General features: G+C 68.2%; 17 protein-coding genes. 10 read left to right on the forward strand and 7 right to left on the reverse strand.

The annotated features are described in order from the left end of the window. The first annotated feature begins 44 nt into the window (after positions 1 to 44). On the forward strand, positions 45 to 656 hold the full coding sequence (locus tag EV647_RS01005; RefSeq protein ID WP_133996894.1) for a TetR/AcrR family transcriptional regulator: 612 nt from the start codon (positions 45 to 47) through the stop codon (positions 654 to 656). Here the strand turns inward: EV647_RS01005 and EV647_RS01010 are convergent. Continuing rightward, complete coding sequence (locus EV647_RS01010) at positions 637 to 2,157, reverse strand: molybdopterin-dependent oxidoreductase (RefSeq protein WP_133996898.1); 1,521 nt, start codon at positions 2,155 to 2,157, stop codon at positions 637 to 639. The genes EV647_RS01005 and EV647_RS01010 overlap by 20 nt on opposite strands. A 271-nt stretch (positions 2,158 to 2,428) precedes the next feature. Then, entirely contained in the window at positions 2,429 to 2,980 is a 552-nt protein-coding gene (locus EV647_RS01015) for a MarR family winged helix-turn-helix transcriptional regulator (RefSeq protein WP_238175397.1), read from the reverse strand. Between the two features lie 196 nt (positions 2,981 to 3,176). Between EV647_RS01015 and EV647_RS01020 the strand changes: the two genes are divergently transcribed. From EV647_RS01020 to EV647_RS01040, 5 genes are all read left to right on the forward strand, one after another. After that, positions 3,177 to 4,193, forward strand: a complete 1,017-nt coding sequence (locus EV647_RS01020) for an ATP-binding cassette domain-containing protein (protein WP_133996901.1) — start codon at positions 3,177 to 3,179, stop codon at positions 4,191 to 4,193. Next, positions 4,190 to 4,987 (forward strand): ABC-2 family transporter protein, encoded by a 798-nt coding sequence (locus EV647_RS01025; protein ID WP_133996904.1) that lies wholly within the window; start codon positions 4,190 to 4,192, stop codon positions 4,985 to 4,987. The genes EV647_RS01020 and EV647_RS01025 overlap by 4 nt, the downstream gene beginning before the upstream one ends. Continuing rightward, the gene (locus EV647_RS01030) at positions 4,980 to 5,789 is read left to right on the forward strand and encodes an ABC transporter permease (RefSeq protein ID WP_133996907.1); all 810 of its coding nucleotides are present in this window, start codon (positions 4,980 to 4,982) and stop codon (positions 5,787 to 5,789) included. The genes EV647_RS01025 and EV647_RS01030 overlap by 8 nt, the downstream gene beginning before the upstream one ends. Positions 5,790 to 5,882: 93 nt before the next feature. Next, entirely contained in the window at positions 5,883 to 6,683 is an 801-nt protein-coding gene (locus EV647_RS01035) for a hypothetical protein (RefSeq protein ID WP_133996911.1), read from the forward strand. Between the two features lie 11 nt (positions 6,684 to 6,694). After that, positions 6,695 to 8,011, forward strand: coding sequence for a hypothetical protein (locus EV647_RS01040; protein WP_133996914.1), 1,317 nt, complete (start codon positions 6,695 to 6,697; stop codon positions 8,009 to 8,011). Between the two features lie 121 nt (positions 8,012 to 8,132). Here the strand turns inward: EV647_RS01040 and EV647_RS01045 are convergent, their stop codons facing one another. After that, positions 8,133 to 8,765: a GNAT family N-acetyltransferase gene (locus tag EV647_RS01045; protein WP_133996917.1), complete on the reverse strand. Its 633-nt coding sequence runs from the start codon at positions 8,763 to 8,765 to the stop codon at positions 8,133 to 8,135. A gap of 52 nt (positions 8,766 to 8,817) precedes the next feature. On the opposite strand from EV647_RS01045, the gene EV647_RS01050 reads away from it, so the two are divergent. Both EV647_RS01050 and EV647_RS01055 read left to right on the forward strand, forming a co-directional pair. Further along, positions 8,818 to 9,744, forward strand: a complete 927-nt coding sequence (locus EV647_RS01050) for a hydroxymethylglutaryl-CoA lyase (RefSeq protein ID WP_133996920.1) — start codon at positions 8,818 to 8,820, stop codon at positions 9,742 to 9,744. A 31-nt stretch (positions 9,745 to 9,775) separates the two neighbouring features. Continuing rightward, on the forward strand, positions 9,776 to 10,609 hold the full coding sequence (locus tag EV647_RS01055) for a helix-turn-helix transcriptional regulator (protein ID WP_133996923.1): 834 nt from the start codon (positions 9,776 to 9,778) through the stop codon (positions 10,607 to 10,609). On the opposite strand, the gene EV647_RS01060 is transcribed toward EV647_RS01055, so the two are convergent. Continuing rightward, a complete protein-coding gene (locus EV647_RS01060) occupies positions 10,596 to 11,291 on the reverse strand; it encodes an EcsC family protein (protein WP_133996926.1) in 696 nt (231 codons plus the stop codon). The two genes, EV647_RS01055 and EV647_RS01060, sit on opposite strands and share 14 nt — an antisense overlap. A gap of 129 nt (positions 11,292 to 11,420) precedes the next feature. On the opposite strand from EV647_RS01060, the gene aat reads away from it, so the two are divergent. Continuing rightward, positions 11,421 to 12,086, forward strand: coding sequence for a leucyl/phenylalanyl-tRNA--protein transferase (gene aat / locus EV647_RS01065; protein WP_133996929.1), 666 nt, complete (start codon positions 11,421 to 11,423; stop codon positions 12,084 to 12,086). Here the strand turns inward: aat and EV647_RS01070 are convergent. Next, positions 12,079 to 12,765, reverse strand: coding sequence for a TetR/AcrR family transcriptional regulator (locus EV647_RS01070; RefSeq protein WP_133996933.1), 687 nt, complete (start codon positions 12,763 to 12,765; stop codon positions 12,079 to 12,081). The genes aat and EV647_RS01070 overlap by 8 nt on opposite strands. A gap of 112 nt (positions 12,766 to 12,877) precedes the next feature. On the opposite strand from EV647_RS01070, the gene EV647_RS01075 reads away from it, so the two are divergent. Then, positions 12,878 to 13,345 (forward strand): nitroreductase family deazaflavin-dependent oxidoreductase, encoded by a 468-nt coding sequence (locus EV647_RS01075; RefSeq protein ID WP_238176955.1) that lies wholly within the window; start codon positions 12,878 to 12,880, stop codon positions 13,343 to 13,345. On the opposite strand, the gene EV647_RS01080 is transcribed toward EV647_RS01075, so the two are convergent. Together EV647_RS01080 and EV647_RS01085 are read right to left on the reverse strand one after the other, a co-directional pair. Continuing rightward, positions 13,342 to 15,129, reverse strand: a complete 1,788-nt coding sequence (locus EV647_RS01080) for an ABC transporter ATP-binding protein (protein WP_133996936.1) — start codon at positions 15,127 to 15,129, stop codon at positions 13,342 to 13,344. The genes EV647_RS01075 and EV647_RS01080 overlap by 4 nt on opposite strands. Beyond that, positions 15,116 to 16,912, reverse strand: coding sequence for an ABC transporter ATP-binding protein (locus EV647_RS01085; RefSeq protein ID WP_133996939.1), 1,797 nt, complete (start codon positions 16,910 to 16,912; stop codon positions 15,116 to 15,118). The genes EV647_RS01080 and EV647_RS01085 overlap by 14 nt, the downstream gene beginning before the upstream one ends. Positions 16,913 to 16,962: the final 50 nt, after the last annotated feature.

Raw genomic sequence — 16,962 nt, forward strand, 5'->3', positions numbered from 1 at the left:
TTCAATACGGTTGTGTATTCAATACAGAACTGTATCCTACTCCTATGGAAACGCCCAAGCGCCGCCGCTCCAACACCCGGGCCCGACTTCTCGAGGGGGCACTGGAGGTGTTCGCCGAGCGCGGGTTCCACGGTGCGTCGGTGGAGGACATCTGCGAGCGGGCCGGGTTCACCCGCGGCGCCTTCTACTCGAACTTCGGCTCCAAGGACGAGCTGGTGCTCGCCCTGTTCCAGGCCACGACCGACCGGCTCCTGGAGCAGATCGAGGCGCTGCTCCCCGAGCTGGCGAATCAGCCCGGCACGCTGCTGGACGCCGTCCTGGGACTGCTTGACGAGACCGCGCCGGACCGGCGGCAGTGGCATCTGATCTCCGCCGAGTTCACGTTGCACGCGTTGCGCGATCCGGAAGCGGCGGAGGCGCTGAACAGGCAACGGGCGATGTTCCGCGAGAGTCTGACCCGGCTGGTCGAGCAGATCGCCGAGACCGGCGGGCTGGAGCTCACCGTGCCGGCCGAGCAGTTCGTGCGCATGGTGATGGCGCTGCACGAGGGCGCGCGCTCACAGAGCCTGCTCGAGCCGCTGGAGGTCCCGGCCGGTTCGCTCGAGCACACGTTCCTGCCGATGGTGCTGGAAGCGGTCAGCCGACCTTCACGTTGACCGTGTGCAAGCCGGTCGCACCGTTAGGAGCGGGCGGCGCCGAGGACTCGACCTGGGGATTGCCCTTCGCGTCGAACGCCCGTACCTGCAGCACGTGCGTGCCGCGCGACGCCTCCCACGTCCAGTGCCACTGCCGCCAGGTGTCGATCGACGGATCCGCGGCCAGCGTGGCTTGTTGCCAAGGGCCCCCATCGACCCGGACCTCGACCTTCGACACCCCGACGTGCTGGTCCCAGGCCACGCCGGCGACCGTCACCCGTCCCGGTTCGACCTTCTTCCCCAGCGGAGTGTCGATCCGCGACGACAACTTGATCGGGCCGAGCGCCGACCAGCCGCGCGGCGTCCAGTACCCCTCGAACCGGTCGAACCGCGTCACCTCGATGTCCACCAGCCACTTCGTCGCCGACACGTAGCCGTACAGCCCGGGTACGACGATGCGCACCGGGAACCCGTGCTCCACCGGCAACGGCTGCCCGTTCATCGCGAACGCGAGCATCGCCTGCCGGTCGTCGAGCAACGTCGGCAGCGGCGTACCTGCGGTGAATCCATCCTTCGACGTGGACTGGATCGCATCCGCGTCCTTCGACGGGCCGGCCTCCAGGAGCAGGTCCTTCAGCAGGACGCCGGACCACAAGGCGTTCCCGATCAGGTCGCCGCCGACCTCGTTGCTCACACAGGTGAGCGTGACCCACTTGTGGATGACCTGGCGTTTCAGGAGGTCGTCGAAGGACAGTTCGAGCTGGTGGTCGACCATGCCGTGGATGCGGAGCTTCCAGTCCGCGGGCACGATCTGCGGCACCGAGAGTGCGGTGTCGATGCGGTAGAAGTCGTCGTTTGACGTCGCCCACGGTACGGCGCCGTCGGCCTGGACGCCGGCGGGCGGGGCGAGGGTCGGCGGCAGTGGGAGGTTTAGCTGTTTGCGGGCATCCGCCACGGCGGCGCGATTCCCGCCGACGACCTTGCCCAGTGCGCCGATCGCCGCCGCGCCGAGGGCGACACCGGCCGACAACTGCAGGAAGCCGCGGCGGCTGACACCGTCGTCCGGGAAGTCGAGTAGCGGCTCGAGCCGACGGCTGAACAGGCGAAGAATGATGAGTGCGGTCACGCCGGCGAGTGCCGACGGGAGGAACCCGGTCTGGCCGGAGTCGGCGCGCGTCATGGCTGCGGCGACGGCGACGCCAGTCAGGGCGATCGTGATCAGGGCACCTGCCCAATAGCGTCGTACGGCGAGGATGCCGCCGACCGCGGCGAGGGCCACGACGACGATCAGGATGCCTGCTCGGAGCGCGGTCTTGTCGTGGATCCCGAACCAGGAGATCGCCAGCTCCTTCAGCCACGGAGGCACGCGGTCGATGAACGCGGATCCGATCGCGACGACGGGCGTCTGCCGCGTACCGAGGATCCCGGCTGCCACGCTGCCGACTGCCAGTCCGGCGAGGGCGGCGAGTACGCCACCGGCTGCCGCGCGCCAACGGATCGCCCGACGTACCGGCCCTGCCATAGCCCGCCCATCAGGGCCGCCTGGGCTCCCGGGTCCGCCGGAACCTCTGGGGCCTCCGGTTCCGCCCGAAGCTCCCGGACCGCCGGTTCCACCCGAAGCTCCTGGACCGCCGCGGTGTCCGCGGCCGGTGGTGTCCGGCGTACCCGTGCCGGGGTGCAGCTGATCCGGGGGTTGTTTCACTTCTCAACCATTGCGCGATGAGGCGCCCGACACCAGTCGGGCGCCCCATCCGTTAGTCGCGGGTAATGCTCTTGTGTAGTTGTGAGGTTGGTCAGATCCGGTCGGGTGTGATGGGCCCGAGCCCCGGGCGGCCGTTCGGCCAGCGGCGGGCGTTGTCCCGCACTCGGCGAAGCTTGCCGAGAACGACGTCCTGCTCGTCGGCCAACTGGGACATCCAGAGGCTGTCGATTTCGAGGAGGTGGTCCGGCAGTGCTTCGCGCAGCCGCCGCTTTCCCTCCTCGGTCAGGACCGCGAACGAGCCGCGGGCGTCGTCAGGACAAGGCTCCCGGCGGACCAGTCCGAGGTTCTCGGCACGGTCGACCAGCCGGGTGATGCCGCCGGTGGTGACGGTCAACTCCCGGGCGAGGGAGGTAAGACGCTGCTTCTCCCCGTTGCTGCGGGCCAGCCGCAGCAACAGTTCGAACATTGCCATTTGCAGTCCACTGCGCTTCAGGGAATGACGCATCAGGTGATCCAGCTCGGCTGCTGCTTCTCGCAGCAGGCCGTAAGCCGTCAGCACGTCGCTTTCCCAGGGTTCGGCAGCGCGGGTGGGTTCTGCATCGGCGAGCGCTAGGGGCGAGCAAAGCGAAGGCGCGATGGTCATGCGCGGACTCTATTAGCTGACTAGGTCACTTCGCTACACGGGGTGACCTTTCGGCTACAGATCGACCCAGAACCGCGTGCTCCTGAGCGTAACCGAGCACTCTCCGACAGATCCGGTCTAGAACGGTGAAATTCGGACTGCGGTGTCGGCGGATCGGTGGGAGGATGACCGTTCGCTCTTGCTGGGGAGGGTACGCATGGCGGTGATCGAGGCGGCTGAGCTCGTCAAGGAATTCAGCCGGCCGGCCGTGCTGGAAGGCCGGCTGCCGCGGCTGCGGGCGCTGTTCAGCACCAAACGCGACATCAACCGCGCGGTGAACGGGGTGAACTTCGAGGTCGAGCCCGGTGAACTCGTCGGCTACCTCGGCCCGAACGGCGCCGGCAAGTCGACAACGATCAAGATGCTGACCGGGATCCTCACCCCGACGTCCGGCGTGTGCCGGGTCGCCGGGCTGGAGCCGTCCCGGGACCGCGCCCGCAACGCCCGCAACATCGGCGTCGTCTTCGGCCAGCGGACCCAGCTCTGGTACGACCTCCCGCTCCGCGACTCGTTCGAAGTCCTCGCAGACCTCTACAACCTCGACCGAACGACGTACCGCAACCGCGTCGGTCTCTTCACCGAGCTGCTCGACCTGTCCGACTTCCTGGACACGCCCGTCCGCTCGCTGTCACTCGGCCAGCGGATGCGCGGCGATCTCGTGGCCGCGATGCTGCACGAACCGTCGATCCTCTTCCTGGACGAGCCGACTGTCGGCCTGGACGTGGTCGCGAAGGCGCGGCTGACCGAGTTCATCGCCGAGACCAACCGGTCCGCCGGTACGACGGTGGTCCTGACCACGCACGACATGGAAGACGTCGAGCGGCTCTGCCATCGCATCATCGTGATCGACTCGGGCACGGTCCTGTACGACGGCGACCTGTCGCGGTTGAAGGAACGCTTCATGCCGTACCGCTTCCTCGTCCTCACCTTGGCCGAGCGCAGCATCCGCCGGGTCGCGGACATCCCCTTCGCGACCGAGGTGGAGACCAGCGCGGTCGGCACGGTCCTGCCGTACCCGGACCGCAGCGTCGTCCTGCGTTTCGACCCGCGGGAGATCACCACGCCCGAGCTGATCGCGCGGGCGTCGCAGGTGTACCAGGTCGACGAGTTGTCGATCGTCGATCCACGGCTGACCGACGTGATCTCCCAGCTGTACGACGGACTGCTGACGTGAGCACGGCGGAGCAGGTCAGGGCGTTCCGCGGGATGACCCGTGCCGGCACCCGATCCGTCCTCATCTACCGAGGCGATCTGATCACCGGCGCGGTGACGTTGGTGATCCAGGTCGTCCTCGCGATCGCGGTCTGGCGGATCGTGTACTCCGGGCGTGGGCCGGTCGACGGCGTTGACGCTCGTACCGCGGTGGCGTACGCGGCGATCGCGGCGTGTCTGCAATCGGTGCTCCTTCCGTGGCAGTTCTCGTCGTTACCGATGCGGATCCGCAACGGGCAGATCGCAACGGACCTGACCCGGCCGCTGGGCCTCATCTGGCAGGTCTTCGGGCAGAACCTCGGCGTACTGCTCGGCCGGCTCCCGCTCGGCGCGTTCGGGCTCGCGGCCGCCGCGGTCCTCGGTGCGTTGACGCTGCCGCCGGGGTGGGCTGCGGGACTCCTCTCGCTGGTGGCGACGGTCGGCGGCGTACTGGTCGCGATGCTGTGCAACCTGATCGTTTCGATGGTGACGTTCTGGACGTTCGAGGTCGGCGGGCCTTTGATCGTGTACCGGTTCGGGAGTGCGTTCCTCTCGGGGTCGTTGATTCCGTTGTGGTTCATGCCGGGGTGGTTGCGGGCTTCGGTCGAGTGGCTTCCGTTCCAGGCGCAGGTGTACACGCCCGTTTCGATCTATCTCGGTCAGACACGTGGTGGTCAGGCGCTCGCGCTGGTCGGCGTACAGCTGGTGTGGGTGACTGGCCTCCTCGAACTGGTCTGGCGACGGGCGCGGTACCGGGTGGTGGTGCAGGGTGGCTGAGCAGACGTGGCTGCGTCAGTACGTCATCCTCGAACGCGCTGCGTTGCGGGCGCAGTTGCAGTACCGGGTGAACTTCTGGACGACTCTGATGGGCGGTGTCGCGTACCAGGGCACGCAGTTGCTCTTCCTCGGCGTACTCCTCGGGAAGTTCGGACTGATCGGCGGCTGGGGGTTCTCCGAGGTCGCGTTCGTTTTCGCGATGCGACTGGCGTCGCATGCCTTGTACGTCGTCCCGTTCGGGGCGCTGATGTTCACCGACGAGATGGTCCGCGACGGTGAGTTCGACCGGGTCCTGTTGCGACCGGTGAACCCGTTCCTGCAACTGGTCACGCGGAGGTTCCAGCTGATGGCGCTCGGGGACGCGCTGCTCGGCTTCGGTGCGCTGGTCATCTTCGGCTGGCAGGCGCCCGTCGACTGGACCCCGGCGAAGATCGGCTACCTGATCCTCGCGGTCGTCGGCGGCGGTCTGGTCGAAACCGGCATCCAGACGTTCTTCTGCGGCCTTTCCTTCGTCGCCACGTCCACCTTCTCCCTTCGCATCTTCGCCGACAGCTCGATCACCCAGTTCTCCGGCTACCCGCTGACCATGTTCGGCCGGGCCACCTTCTACGCGTTCTGCACGCTCTTCCCGATGGCGTTCATCTCCTTCCCCCCGGCAACAGTCCTCCTCGGCCGCACTTCCGACGTCCCGCTCCCCACCTGGCTGACCACCCTCTCCCCGCTCGCCGGCCCCGTCGTCCTCGCCCTCGGCTACTCCTTCTTCACCAAGATGATGCCGAGATACACCAGCCCCGGGAGCTGACTCTTCGGGCCTGTGGATAACTTCCGCGGCGGTCCGGCGATTTTTGCGAGCCTTGATCCGCGAGGTTGTGGATCAACGGAGGCGGGGAGTCGGATGAGCAAGGACAAGGACGAGAGTTCGCCGTACGGCGCTGGATTCATCGCGGCCTGCATCGTCGTCGGTGCGGTCCTGATCTGCGGGATCGTCATCATCTTCGCGGGCGGGGGCGGCTCGACCCGCGCGAGCGCCGCGGCCCAGCAGCCGGTCGCGGCCGCCTCGGTTCCGCCCACGGACGAGCCGGCCTCCGCGCCTGGCACCCCCGAGGGTGGTCCGGCGCAGACCAGCAACACCAACAGCTCCGGAAGCGAGGGGCGGACGGGTTCGTGCGGTCTTCCGGCCGGTGACCAGGCCGTTCCCGCCCAGGCGCCGGCGGTCGACGGTTGGGAGGTCAGCCGGCGGGTCGTCGTACCGCGCTCCTCGAAGTACGGACCGGGCACGACCGACTCCGACGGGTTCCGGCATTGCTTCGCGCACTCGTCTACCGGCGCGGTGTACGCGGCGTACAGCGCGATCGCGGCGATCGCGGACCAGAGCAAGCTCGTCCCGACCGTCAAGAAGCTCATGGTTCCCGGCTCGGCGACCGACAGCCTGCTCCGCCAGGTCGCCGCGGACGGGTCCTCGAGTGCCACCTCGACGGTCCAGGTCGTCGGTTACCGGGTCATCGACGCCGGACCGGACCGAGTGACCCTCATGCTCGCCATGCCCGTCGAGTCCGTGTACATGAGCGCCAACCTGACCCTGGTCTGGCACGAGGGTGACTGGCGTCTCCAGCCGCCGCCTCCGGGCGAGGCTGTCGGAGCCCCCTTCTCCCAGCACCGCGACCTGAGCGACTTCGTGAAGTGGAGTGGTATCTGATGTGCTCACCAATGGACATGAAGTGCCACGTCGTCGAGGGCGTCCAGTCCGCCGCCAACAACGGGATGGCGACCTTCGAGCGGATGACCTCGGACTTCTTCTCGACCATCCTGAACTCGCTGGCGACGTTCTGGGTCGAGCCGAAAACCCCCGTCGCCCTCGCGACCTCCAGCGCCGACGGGCAGACCTGGACGGAGAGCAAGACGGTCGCGTTCGTGCATGAGAAGACGCTCGGATTGACGTTGACGATCTTCGCTCTCGCGATCGTCATCGCCGGAATGCGGATGGCTTGGGAGCAACGGGCCAAACCGCTCCAGGACCTGCTGAAGGCGATGCTGACATTTGTGGTCGTCTGCGGTGCAGGAACCGCAGCTGTGCAACTCCTGATCGCGTGGTCGGACGACTTCGCCCTGAGCGTGGTACAGGACGCGATCGGAGGCCATAGCTTCGTGGACGCCATGAAGAATGTGGTCACCGGGCCCTCCGATACCGGTGGCGGGGTCGGGAACGTGGTCAAGTCAGTACTGATGCTCGTGCTTCTCGGACAGTTGTCGGCCTGGGCTTCGCTGATCCAGATCGTGCTGATGCTGATTCGATCGGCGATGCTGGTGCTCCTTGGCTCGACGCTGCCGCTGGCAGCCGCGGCGACCAACACCGAGGTCGGCAAGGCGTGGTTCAAGAAGTACTGCGCGTGGACCCTGGGCTTCATCGCCTACAAGCCTGCAGCGGCCCTGATCTACGCGGCTGCGATCAAGCTCAAGCAGGAGAAGATGTTCGCCCAGGGGAGTTCGGGCCTGCTGCCGTCCCTCACCGGCGTGATGATGATGATGCTCGCGATTTTCGCCTTGCCGGCGCTGCTGCGCCTCGCGGTGCCGATCACAGCGGCCGTCGGGGGTGGCTCGGCCGGCATGGGGAGCACCGGTCCCGAGATGGGGTCGTTGGCGTCGGGCGCCGTCAACGTCGGCCCGTCCTCCCGCAGCGGTAGTAGCGCAGGGGCATCCGGTGGCGGGGCATCGGGGGCCGGCGCATCGGGTGCGGGTGCGAGTGGTGCTGCGACGACCGGCGCCAAGGCTGCCGGGCTTGGGCCGGCGGGTGTCGCCGCGGCCGCGGCGCGCAAGGCTGTGGGGGCGTTCGCCGGGGCGGCGGCGCATTCGGCGGGTGAGGCAGGTGGTGGCAGTTCGGGGGCGTCCATGCCTCGGTCGAGCGGCAGCCGGTCAAGCGGCGGCCGCACGAACAGCCGAAGCCCCGGTGGGCGGACCAGTCCAAGCCCCAAGGTTCCGGCCGGTTCCACAACCGGTGGAGACACCGGACCCTCCGGTAACTGGTAGCCGGTTCGCAGACAGGAGGATGGGTGCGATCGCTCTTGTCCCCAGGGTTATCCACAGCTGTGTATTGGGGCTGTCGGCAACGATCCGCTGGGTGTTCATCTGCTGGGTGTTCATCTGCTGGTCACTTGACCAGGAGGGCCTCGGAGCCGACTGGTTTGTAGCCGACGGCCAGGAAGGTGCGCAGGGAGGCCGCGTTGCCCGGCGTGATCTGGGCCCAGATCGAGGTTTCCGGCGGAATCAAGGCCCGGGCTGCCAACGCGAGCCGGCGGCCGTTGCCTTGACCGCGGGCGTCCGGTGGCACCTCGATCGCGCACTCCAGGCGCCCGGCCAGGCCGCGGCCGATCACCACGAGCCCGCCGTGTGCGTCGCCGTACACGTGGACGTCGTCGCGGTACCGCCGCGCGCGTTCGACCCGCGGGTGGTCGTTGTCGGCGAGCTCGGTCAGCCCTGCAACTGCAGCCGGGTCGGTGAGGGCCGGGGCGAGCAGCATCGCGTCGATCGCGTTGACCTGGCGGCCGGTGAACTCCTCGAGCGCGGCCAGGAACGGCGGGTTCGTCGGCGCGAAAGGATCGCCGTCCGGGACCCGCTCCGTGACCCAGGCCGGATCGACGTCCGCGGCGATCACGATGTGCCCGGTGAACGCGACCACGCACGACTCCCGCTCCGACGGCGCGGGTACGACGGTGAGCCCGAGATCCGGGGGCGGGAACACGCCGCGCTCGACGCCCCGCAGAATGTCAGCAAGAGATGTCATCACGAGCATTGTCACGGAGACCCCGTGTCATGCTCGACGAGGAGGCAGCACGATGCGCGAACCGCAGCTGGTGAAGGCCGACGGACTGCCCGACCGGGTCACGATCTACGAGGTCGGTCCCCGTGACGGGCTGCAGAACGAGTCGGCGATCGTCGACGTCGCGGTCAAGGCCGAGTTCATCCGGCGACTGCTCGACGCGGGTCTGACGACGGTCGAGACGACGAGTTTCGTGCACCCGAAATGGGTCCCTCAGCTGGCCGACGCGGCCGAGCTGCTCGACCAGCTGGAGCTGCCGGCCGGGGTACGCGCCCCGGTCCTCGTCCCGAACGAACGCGGTCTCGACCGTGCGCTCGCGGCCGGTGTCCGTGAGATCGCGATCTTCGCGAGCGCGACCGAGACGTTCGCGGCGAAGAACCTCAACTCCACGCTCGACGACCAGTTCGCGATGTTCACGCCGACGATCCAGCGTGCGCTCGCCGAGGGTCTGTCGGTGCGTGGCTACGTGTCGATGTGTTACGGCGACCCGTGGGAGGGCGACGTACCGATCGACCAGGTGGTCAAGGTCGGCGCGCGGCTGGTCGACCTCGGGTGCCACGAGCTGTCGCTCGGCGACACGATCGGTGTCGCGACGCCGGGCCAGGTCGGTGCGCTGATCGCCGCCTTCGGTGCGGCCGGCGTGGGTGTGGACAAGCTGGCGGTGCATTTCCACGACACCTACGGGCAGGCGCTCGCCAACACGCTCACCGCGCTGCGCGACGGCGTGACCACGGTCGACAGCTCCGCCGGCGGCCTGGGCGGCTGCCCGTACGCCGAGAGCGCGACCGGCAACCTCGCCACGGAGGACCTCCTCTGGCAACTCAACGGCCTCGGCATCGAAACCGGCGTCGACCTGGAGAAACTCGTCTCCACCAGCACCTGGATGGCCGAACAACTGGGCAAACCCTCCGCAAGCCGAGTTGTGCAGGCTCTGGCCGGCTGAAAATGTCGGTGGCGCCTGCGACCCTGGTTCGGTGAGTGCGCAGCGAGCTGAACTCGGCGAGTTCTTGAAGGCTCGGAGGGCCCGGGTGGCGCCGGAGGATGTTGGCCTGCCCAGCGGCGGAAGACGGCGGACGCCGGGGTTGCGGCGGGAGGAGTTGGCGCTGCTCGCCGGTGTCGGCGTGACTTGGTACACGTGGCTCGAGCAGGGCCGGCCGATCAACGCCAGCGGGCAGGTGCTGGACGCGGTCGCGAAGACGCTGCGGCTGACGCCGGTCGAGCGCGAGCATCTGTACCGGCTGGCCGAGGCGACGCCGGTGCGGCTGCCGCGTACGACGGACTGCGCGAGCGAGGCCGTGTTCGACGAGATCGTGGCGGCGCTCGACCCGCTGCCCGCGGTGATCACGAACACCCGGTTCGACATCATCCGCGCGAACCAGGCGTACCACGACCTGTTCCACGACTGGCACCAGCTGCCCTGCATCCACAAGAACCTGCTCTGGTGCATCATCACCGAGCCCGCCGCCCGCGAGCAGTTGCTGAACTACGACACCGAGGTCCCGTATCTCGTCGGCCGCCTGCGCTCGGCCTACGGCGAACACATCGGCGACCCGGACTGGGAGACCGACCTCGAGCGCCTGCAGTCGATCTGCCCCGAGTTCGCCCAGCTGTGGTCACGCCACGAGGTCGCAGCCTGTACGCCGCGCCTGCGTCGGATCCTCAACCCGATCGCCGGCGAACTGCACCTCACCGTGACCGAACTAGCGGTGTCAGCGCACCCCGACCTGGTCCTCTACGTCGAGACCCCCGCCGACGACGAAACCCGGGCCAAACTCCAACTCACTCGCAGGGAGGCTACGGCTCGATAGGTCGGCGGATGCGCCGTACCAGGCTCTTGTCCGCGAACTGGCCGACGCGGTACGTCGTCCAGCCGTCGACGCCGGCGCCCACGGCACCGCCGAGCAGCGGGATCCGGCGAGTGAAGGTCACCGCCATCCGCTTACCACTGATCCGCCCGATCAGCTCCGCGACGACCTCGCCGGAGATCTGGCGGTCCAGCTCCGGGTCGAACACCGGCGCGGTCGCGATCGCGAGCGGAGACGAGACCAGGCTCGACTTCCGTAGCCGGGCCGTCACGCCGTCCTCACCGAGCAGGCAGGTGATGACCGCCGTACGGACCCGCGGGTCGTCGAGGTCGTACCCGCGCAGGTGCGCGATCGCCGCGACCATCCGGCACTGGACGACCGCGAGACCGGTCAGGTTGGCGGGCAGCGCGACGGGCAGGGTGACGAGACCGCCGATGCTGGTGACGAACCCCTGCACGCCGGCGAGCCGGATGTGCTGGTCGATCACTGCCTCGATCGCGTCCGTGACGTCGCCGTCGCACCGCTCGAGCTTGTTGTCCGCGATCCGCTCCGCGCCTGGGAACCGCTGGTACCCGTCGATCGCGATCTCGAGGATCTGGCGCAACACACCGCCCGCTGCCGTCGGGGCGAACCGCTGCGCGGCGGGCGCGAGACTACTGGCGACGAACCTGGCTACTCCGGCCACGGTGCTCCTTCCCGCCCGGCCCCACGCGTAAGAACCCGGACGTGCTTCAACTGTACGTGGCTCCGCAGCTCTCGGCACTCGGGACAAACCCTTAGGGTCCCTAGATGTGCCCTGGTGCAGGATGGTGTCGTGCCGATCGAACCTGCTCCGTCCCAGTGGGACTTCCCGCCGGTCGGTGTGGCTGGGGCGAGTGATGTGGTCGCGGGCGGTGCCGATCTGGCGCCGGGAACGATTCTCGCCGCGTATCGGCGGGGGCTGTTCCCGATGCCGGACCATCGCGGTTCGGTGCTGTGGTGGTCGCCGGTCGACCGCGGCGTCATCGAGGTCGCCGGGTACCGCCCGACCCGCTCGCTGCGGCGGGCTCGAGCGAAGTTCGAGATCCGGGTCGACACCGCGTTCGACCGTGTCATTCGGGCGTGTGCGGACCCACGCCGCCCGGGTTCGTGGATCGATTCCGAGATCATCGCGTCGTACACCGAACTGCACCGGCTCGGCTGGGTGCACTCGGTCGAGGCGTGGGACGGCGACGAGCTGGCCGGTGGGCTGTACGGCGTCGCGATCGGCGGACTGTTCGCGGGCGAGTCGATGTTCCACCACAAGACCGACGGCTCGAAGGCGGCCGTCGCCGGCGCGATCGAGCTGCTGAACGACGAGTACGCCGCCGACCGGGTCTTCGACATCCAGTGGGTCACCGATCATCTGGCCACGCTCGGCGCGGTCTCGATCCCGCGGGAGACCTATGTACGCCGTGTCTCGAAGGCGCTCGAGGTCCCGCTGCCGAAGGCGTTCAGCTGAGCCCGACGAAGGCCGCCATCTGCCGCGAGGCCGACGCGAAGAACTCGTCCGCCGGATCCATCGATCCGACCAGCTGACCGAACAGTTCGAAGCTGAGCATCCCGAACAACTGCGTCCACACGATCACGGTCCGCACCAGCACCGCCGGCGGAACGTCCGGGGCCAACGCGACCAGCACCTCCGTCTGCTGAGCCAGCGCTCCGGACGGCGACGGCGCGTCCGCCGGCGTCACCAGTCGCCCGGACTCCTGGGCGCGCTGCAACAACCCCAGCAACAGCAACGGCACCCGAGACGCTGGTTGCACCGTCGTCTGAGGCGCCTGGTAACCGCTGATCGGGGAGCCGTAGATCAGCGCGTACTCCTGCGGATTGGCCCGCGCCCAATCGCGTACGGCGGCATAGACCGCGATCCAGTCGTCCACCGGATCGTCACCGGTCGGCGCCGCCTCGGCCGCCGCGCCCAGAGCGTCGTACGCGTCGATGATGAGCGCGGTCAGCAGCTCGTCGCGGCTTGCGAAGTACCGGTAGAGCGCTGACGACACCATCCCGAGCTCACGGGAGATCGCGCGCAGCGACAGCGCCTCGGCGCCGACGGTGGCCAACTGCTGCCGGGCAGCGGTCTTGATCTCCTCGGTCAGCTCGGCCCGGGCTCGTTCACGGGCGGTACGTCCGGCGTTCATGGAACCAGTGTGCCACAGAAACGAGAGCAGTGCTCTTGACAATGAGCGGCGATCTACTGTTCACTGATCACAACAGAGAGCACCGCTCTCGCAGAACAGTGAGGGAACGACTGTGACCGAGTACAAGCAGACCTACGACAGCAAGCGCGTGATCACCCTCAACGAGGGCAGCATGCGGGTCTTCAACAAGATCGTCGCGCGGCTGACGAAGCTCGGTCTCAGCCTGATGGGCAGCCGGGTGCTCTCGGTCCAGGGGCGCAAGTCCGGCGAATGGCGCAGTACGCCGGTGAACCTGCTGGTCATCGACGGTCAGCGCTACCTGGTCGCGCCCCGCGGCCACACCCAGTGGGTGAAGAACCTGCGCGCCAGCGGCACCGGGCGGCTGCAGCTCGGGAGCAAGGTCGAGACGTTCCGGGCCGAGGAGCTCGCCGACGCGGACAAGATCCCGGCGCTCCGGACGTACCTGAAGAAGTGGGCCTGGGAGGTCGGCACGTTCTTCGAGGGCGACGTCTCGAAGAACTCACCCGACGGGGTCCTGCACCACGTCGCCCCGGGTGTCCCCGTCTTCAAGATCAACTAGTGGTAGGCGGCCGCCTGGATCCGGTACAGGTCCGCGTAGTGGCCGTCGCGCGCCATCAGTTCCTCGTGCGTCCCGGTCTCGACGACGTGAGCACCGTCCAGTACGACGATCAGGTCGGCCATCCGCACTGTCGAGAACCGATGTGAGACGAGAATCGTGATCCGCCCGTCAGAACTCTCCTTGGCCGCCGCTGCGTACCGTTCGAAGAGTGCGTGCTCGGTCTCGGCGTCCAAGGCGGCGGTCGGCTCGTCGAGCACCAGTAGCAGCGGCCGATCCCGCATGAACCCGCGAGCCAACGCAAGCTTCTGCCACTGCCCGAAGCTGATCTCGGCTCCGTCCGGCCAGGTCGAACCGAGCTGGGTGTCCAGCCCCGACTCGAGCCGCTCCAGCACATCCTCCGCGCCGGCTCGTCCGACAGCAGTGGTGACAGCCGGTACGTCGTCCAGCCGCGGCAGGTCGCCGATTCCGACGCTGTGCGCCGCGCGGAACTCGAACCGGAAGAAGTCCTGGAACGCACCCGCGATCTTCGAGCGCCACGCCTCGGCCGGGATCCGGTCCAGTGGCTGCTCGTCCAGCAGCACCCGCCCACTGCTCGGCTCGTACAGCTTGCAGATCAGCTTCACCAAGGTGGACTTGCCCGCGCCGTTCTCACCGACGACTGCGATCACCTTGCCGGCCGGCAGCGTGAGGTCGACGTCCTGTAGTGCGGGCCGCGAAGCTCCGGCGTACGAGAACGACACGTGCTCCAGGCGGATGCCGTCGACGAGCCGTTCGGGCGCAGGCTGATCCGCTGTGCTGTCGAACGACGCCGCGTAGTTCTCCAGCCAGACCAGCCGCCGCGACCCGTCCAGCCAGATCCCGCGCAGGAATCCGATCTCGCCGACTGTCGCTCCGATGTACGACGACAGCCGCGCACCGGCCGCCAGGATGAGCAGCACTTGACCGACTGAACCATGCAATCCCGAGGCGACGAACAGCACTGCGGCGACGTATGCCGCGCCGAAGATCGCCCACGCGATCCCGTGCCACACGGCACTGGTCCAGCGCGCGGCGGCGATCGGTCCGTACCACTGCTCCCACTCGCGACGACGTCCCGCGACCAGGTCGGGCCCGATGCCGATGACTCGGACCTCCTTGCCGGGGGCAGGTGTGGTCGCGGTCTTGAAGAGGTGATCGGCCAGCCGGCTGTGTGGAGCCTGCTGCTCCTCCACCTCGCGTTCGACGCCCGGTCGCCAACTGGAACTGAGGACCGTCGGCAGCGCGAAGAGCAGGAGGAACGCGAGAGCCGGATGGATCGACATGAGCAGGGCGACCGTCACGCCGAGACGCAGGATCCAGCCGCAGGTGGAGAACAACGACATGTACATGTGGTCGAGCACGAAGACCTGTTTGCGCAGTACGGCCAGCCGATCCAGGTAGTCACGGCGTTCGTGGTGCTCGATTGTGGCGACCGACGCCTGCAGCCGGGCGACATGTGCCTCCAGCATGATCGTCACGCGGTCTCGGAACCGGCGTGAGATCCGTGTCGACAACGTCCGCAGGAACCAGGTCGCGGTCACCGACAACGCCAAACCGCTTGTCGCCAGCAGCGCGATCCGCCGATCGCCGTCCAGTACGCCGTCGGCGAGGATCTTCAGCCACAGAGCGAGCAACGCGTCCGGTACGGCGGCCAGCAGCGTCATCAGGAACGCGGCAACGAGCAGCCAGGGCTCGTGCTGGTACCCGAGCTTGCACAGGCGCCACATCGCCGGCAGTGCGCGCGGCAGGTCGTCAGAGCGTGTCATAGCTGAGCCCCTCCTCGTTGACCTCGGCGGTGAAGCGCTGCGCCTGCAGATCGAACATCGTCCGGTAGCGCCCGCCCAGCGCCATCAGTTCGTCGTGGCTTCCGAGTTCGACGACATGGCCCTGCTCCAGGACGCAGATCCGGTCGGCGTGCCGGACGGTCGAGAACCGGTGCGAGATGAGGATCGTGGTGACGTCGCGGGTCGCGGTCAGGATTCGGTCGAAGATCGCCGCCTCACCGCGAACATCCAGCTGGGCGGTCGGTTCGTCGAGCAGAACGAGGCCGGCGCCCTGGCGGACCGCGCACAGTGCCCGCGCCAGCGCGACCCGTTGCCACTGTCCACCCGAGAGGTCGGTGCCGTCGCCGTACCCCGTGGCCAACCGGGTATCGAGATCCGCCAAGTCGTCGGCGCCCGCGTCCGCCAGTGCGGCGCGGACGTCCGCCTCAGGCGCGCCGGCTGGTGCGACGTTGTCCCGCAACGGCAGCTCGAGCTTGAGGAAGTCCTGGAAGACGGCGGCGACGCGTGTCCGCCAGGCATCGACGTCGAGTTCCCGCAGGTCGCTGCCGTCGACCCGGATCGTCCCGGAATCAGGGTCGTACAGGCGGCACAGAAGCTTGGCCAGCGTGGTTTTACCCGCGCCGTTCTGACCGACGACCGCGAGCGACGACCCGGCCGGAATCGTCAGGTCCAGCCCGTCGAAGACCTGCCGATCGGACTGTGGATAGCTGAAGCTCAGCCCTCGAAGCTCGATCTCGACGGGACCCCGGCCGGCCGAAGCGTTCCCGACGCTCAACGCGCCGGCCGGTGCCATCGCGGGCTCCAGTCGCTGTACGGCGGCTACTGGGGCTGCTGCCCCGTCCAACGCCCAGTTCAGTCCGCCGAACGCGATCATGCTGACTCCGATCGCGACCTGTGCGAACACCACCAGCCGGTCGAGCGGCAGCCGCCCGTCGATCGCGGCTGCCCCGAGCGCCCAGAACACGAGACCGTTGGCCATCACCACGATCAGGAGACTCCAGATCATCGGGCGTTCCCGCAGGCGCGTGGCGGCGTACTGCAGCTCGAACAGGCGTCGGCGTCGCTCGGTAAAGCGCCGTACGGTCCAGTCGGCGAGGCCGAACAGGCGCAGCTCCTTCGCCGCGTCCGGCTCGACCGCCAGCTCGTAGGCGTAGTGCGCATGCCGTTGCGCCGAACGGACCTCGGCGGTGTTCCGGTCCTTCCAGACGCCGCTCTCCCGGAGCAGCCAGTGCGTCGCGGACCAGGCGGCGACGAGCACCAGCGGCGCCCACCAGGTGAACCCGAACAGCACCACCGCGGACGCGATCCCGCCGACCAGCTCGACCAGACTCCCCGCGACGAAGTCGACGTTCAGGTACATCGGCGGCCCGGTCTGGCCGTGGTCGAACTCCCGGGCCACCGTCAGGTCCTCACTCAGCTCCGGATCCTCGAGATGCCCGATCCCCGGCGGGCCGACACAAGCCTTCGCCAGCGCGTCGTTCAGGTACGCCGACACCCGACTCCCCAGGTTGGCGCTGACAGCCTGATGCACCGGCGTCAGCACCTGCAGCAGAACGAACGTCGTACCCATCAACCCCAACGGCGCGGCCAACGACTCCCCGTGCTGCACCGCCCCCACCAGCCACCCCATCGCCACCGCAAACACCGCCGGCAGCGCTCCCCGCGCCACCAACAACCCCCACCAGGCGATCGCCAGCCCTCGATCCGCCCGCGGCAGCACACCGAAGAACCGCCACTCAGCCCGCTCCCACAACCGCCTCACCATCTCCTCACGATGACACCCCCACCGCCCCAAGTCTTGAACGTTTGCCGGAT

Origin of the sequence: Kribbella sp. VKM Ac-2566, from assembly GCF_004366005.1 — a bacterium.
GTDB lineage: Bacteria > Actinomycetota > Actinomycetes > Propionibacteriales > Kribbellaceae > Kribbella > Kribbella pratensis.

Excerpts from the sequence above, each read along its gene's own strand:
- EV647_RS01005 (WP_133996894.1), top strand. The coding sequence starts at position 45 with ATGGAAACGCCCAAGCGCCGCCGCTCCAACACCCGGGCCCGACTTCTC.
- EV647_RS01010 (WP_133996898.1), bottom strand. The coding sequence starts at position 2,157 with ATGGCAGGGCCGGTACGTCGGGCGATCCGTTGGCGCGCGGCAGCCGGT.
- EV647_RS01015 (WP_238175397.1), bottom strand. The coding sequence starts at position 2,980 with ATGACCATCGCGCCTTCGCTTTGCTCGCCCCTAGCGCTCGCCGATGCA.
- EV647_RS01020 (WP_133996901.1), top strand. The coding sequence starts at position 3,177 with ATGGCGGTGATCGAGGCGGCTGAGCTCGTCAAGGAATTCAGCCGGCCG.
- EV647_RS01035 (WP_133996911.1), top strand. The coding sequence starts at position 5,883 with ATGAGCAAGGACAAGGACGAGAGTTCGCCGTACGGCGCTGGATTCATC.
- EV647_RS01040 (WP_133996914.1), top strand. The coding sequence starts at position 6,695 with ATGGACATGAAGTGCCACGTCGTCGAGGGCGTCCAGTCCGCCGCCAAC.
- EV647_RS01045 (WP_133996917.1), bottom strand. The coding sequence starts at position 8,765 with ATGACATCTCTTGCTGACATTCTGCGGGGCGTCGAGCGCGGCGTGTTC.
- EV647_RS01050 (WP_133996920.1), top strand. The coding sequence starts at position 8,818 with ATGCGCGAACCGCAGCTGGTGAAGGCCGACGGACTGCCCGACCGGGTC.
- EV647_RS01070 (WP_133996933.1), bottom strand. The coding sequence starts at position 12,765 with ATGAACGCCGGACGTACCGCCCGTGAACGAGCCCGGGCCGAGCTGACC.
- EV647_RS01080 (WP_133996936.1), bottom strand. The coding sequence starts at position 15,129 with ATGACACGCTCTGACGACCTGCCGCGCGCACTGCCGGCGATGTGGCGC.
- EV647_RS01085 (WP_133996939.1), bottom strand. The coding sequence starts at position 16,912 with ATGGTGAGGCGGTTGTGGGAGCGGGCTGAGTGGCGGTTCTTCGGTGTG.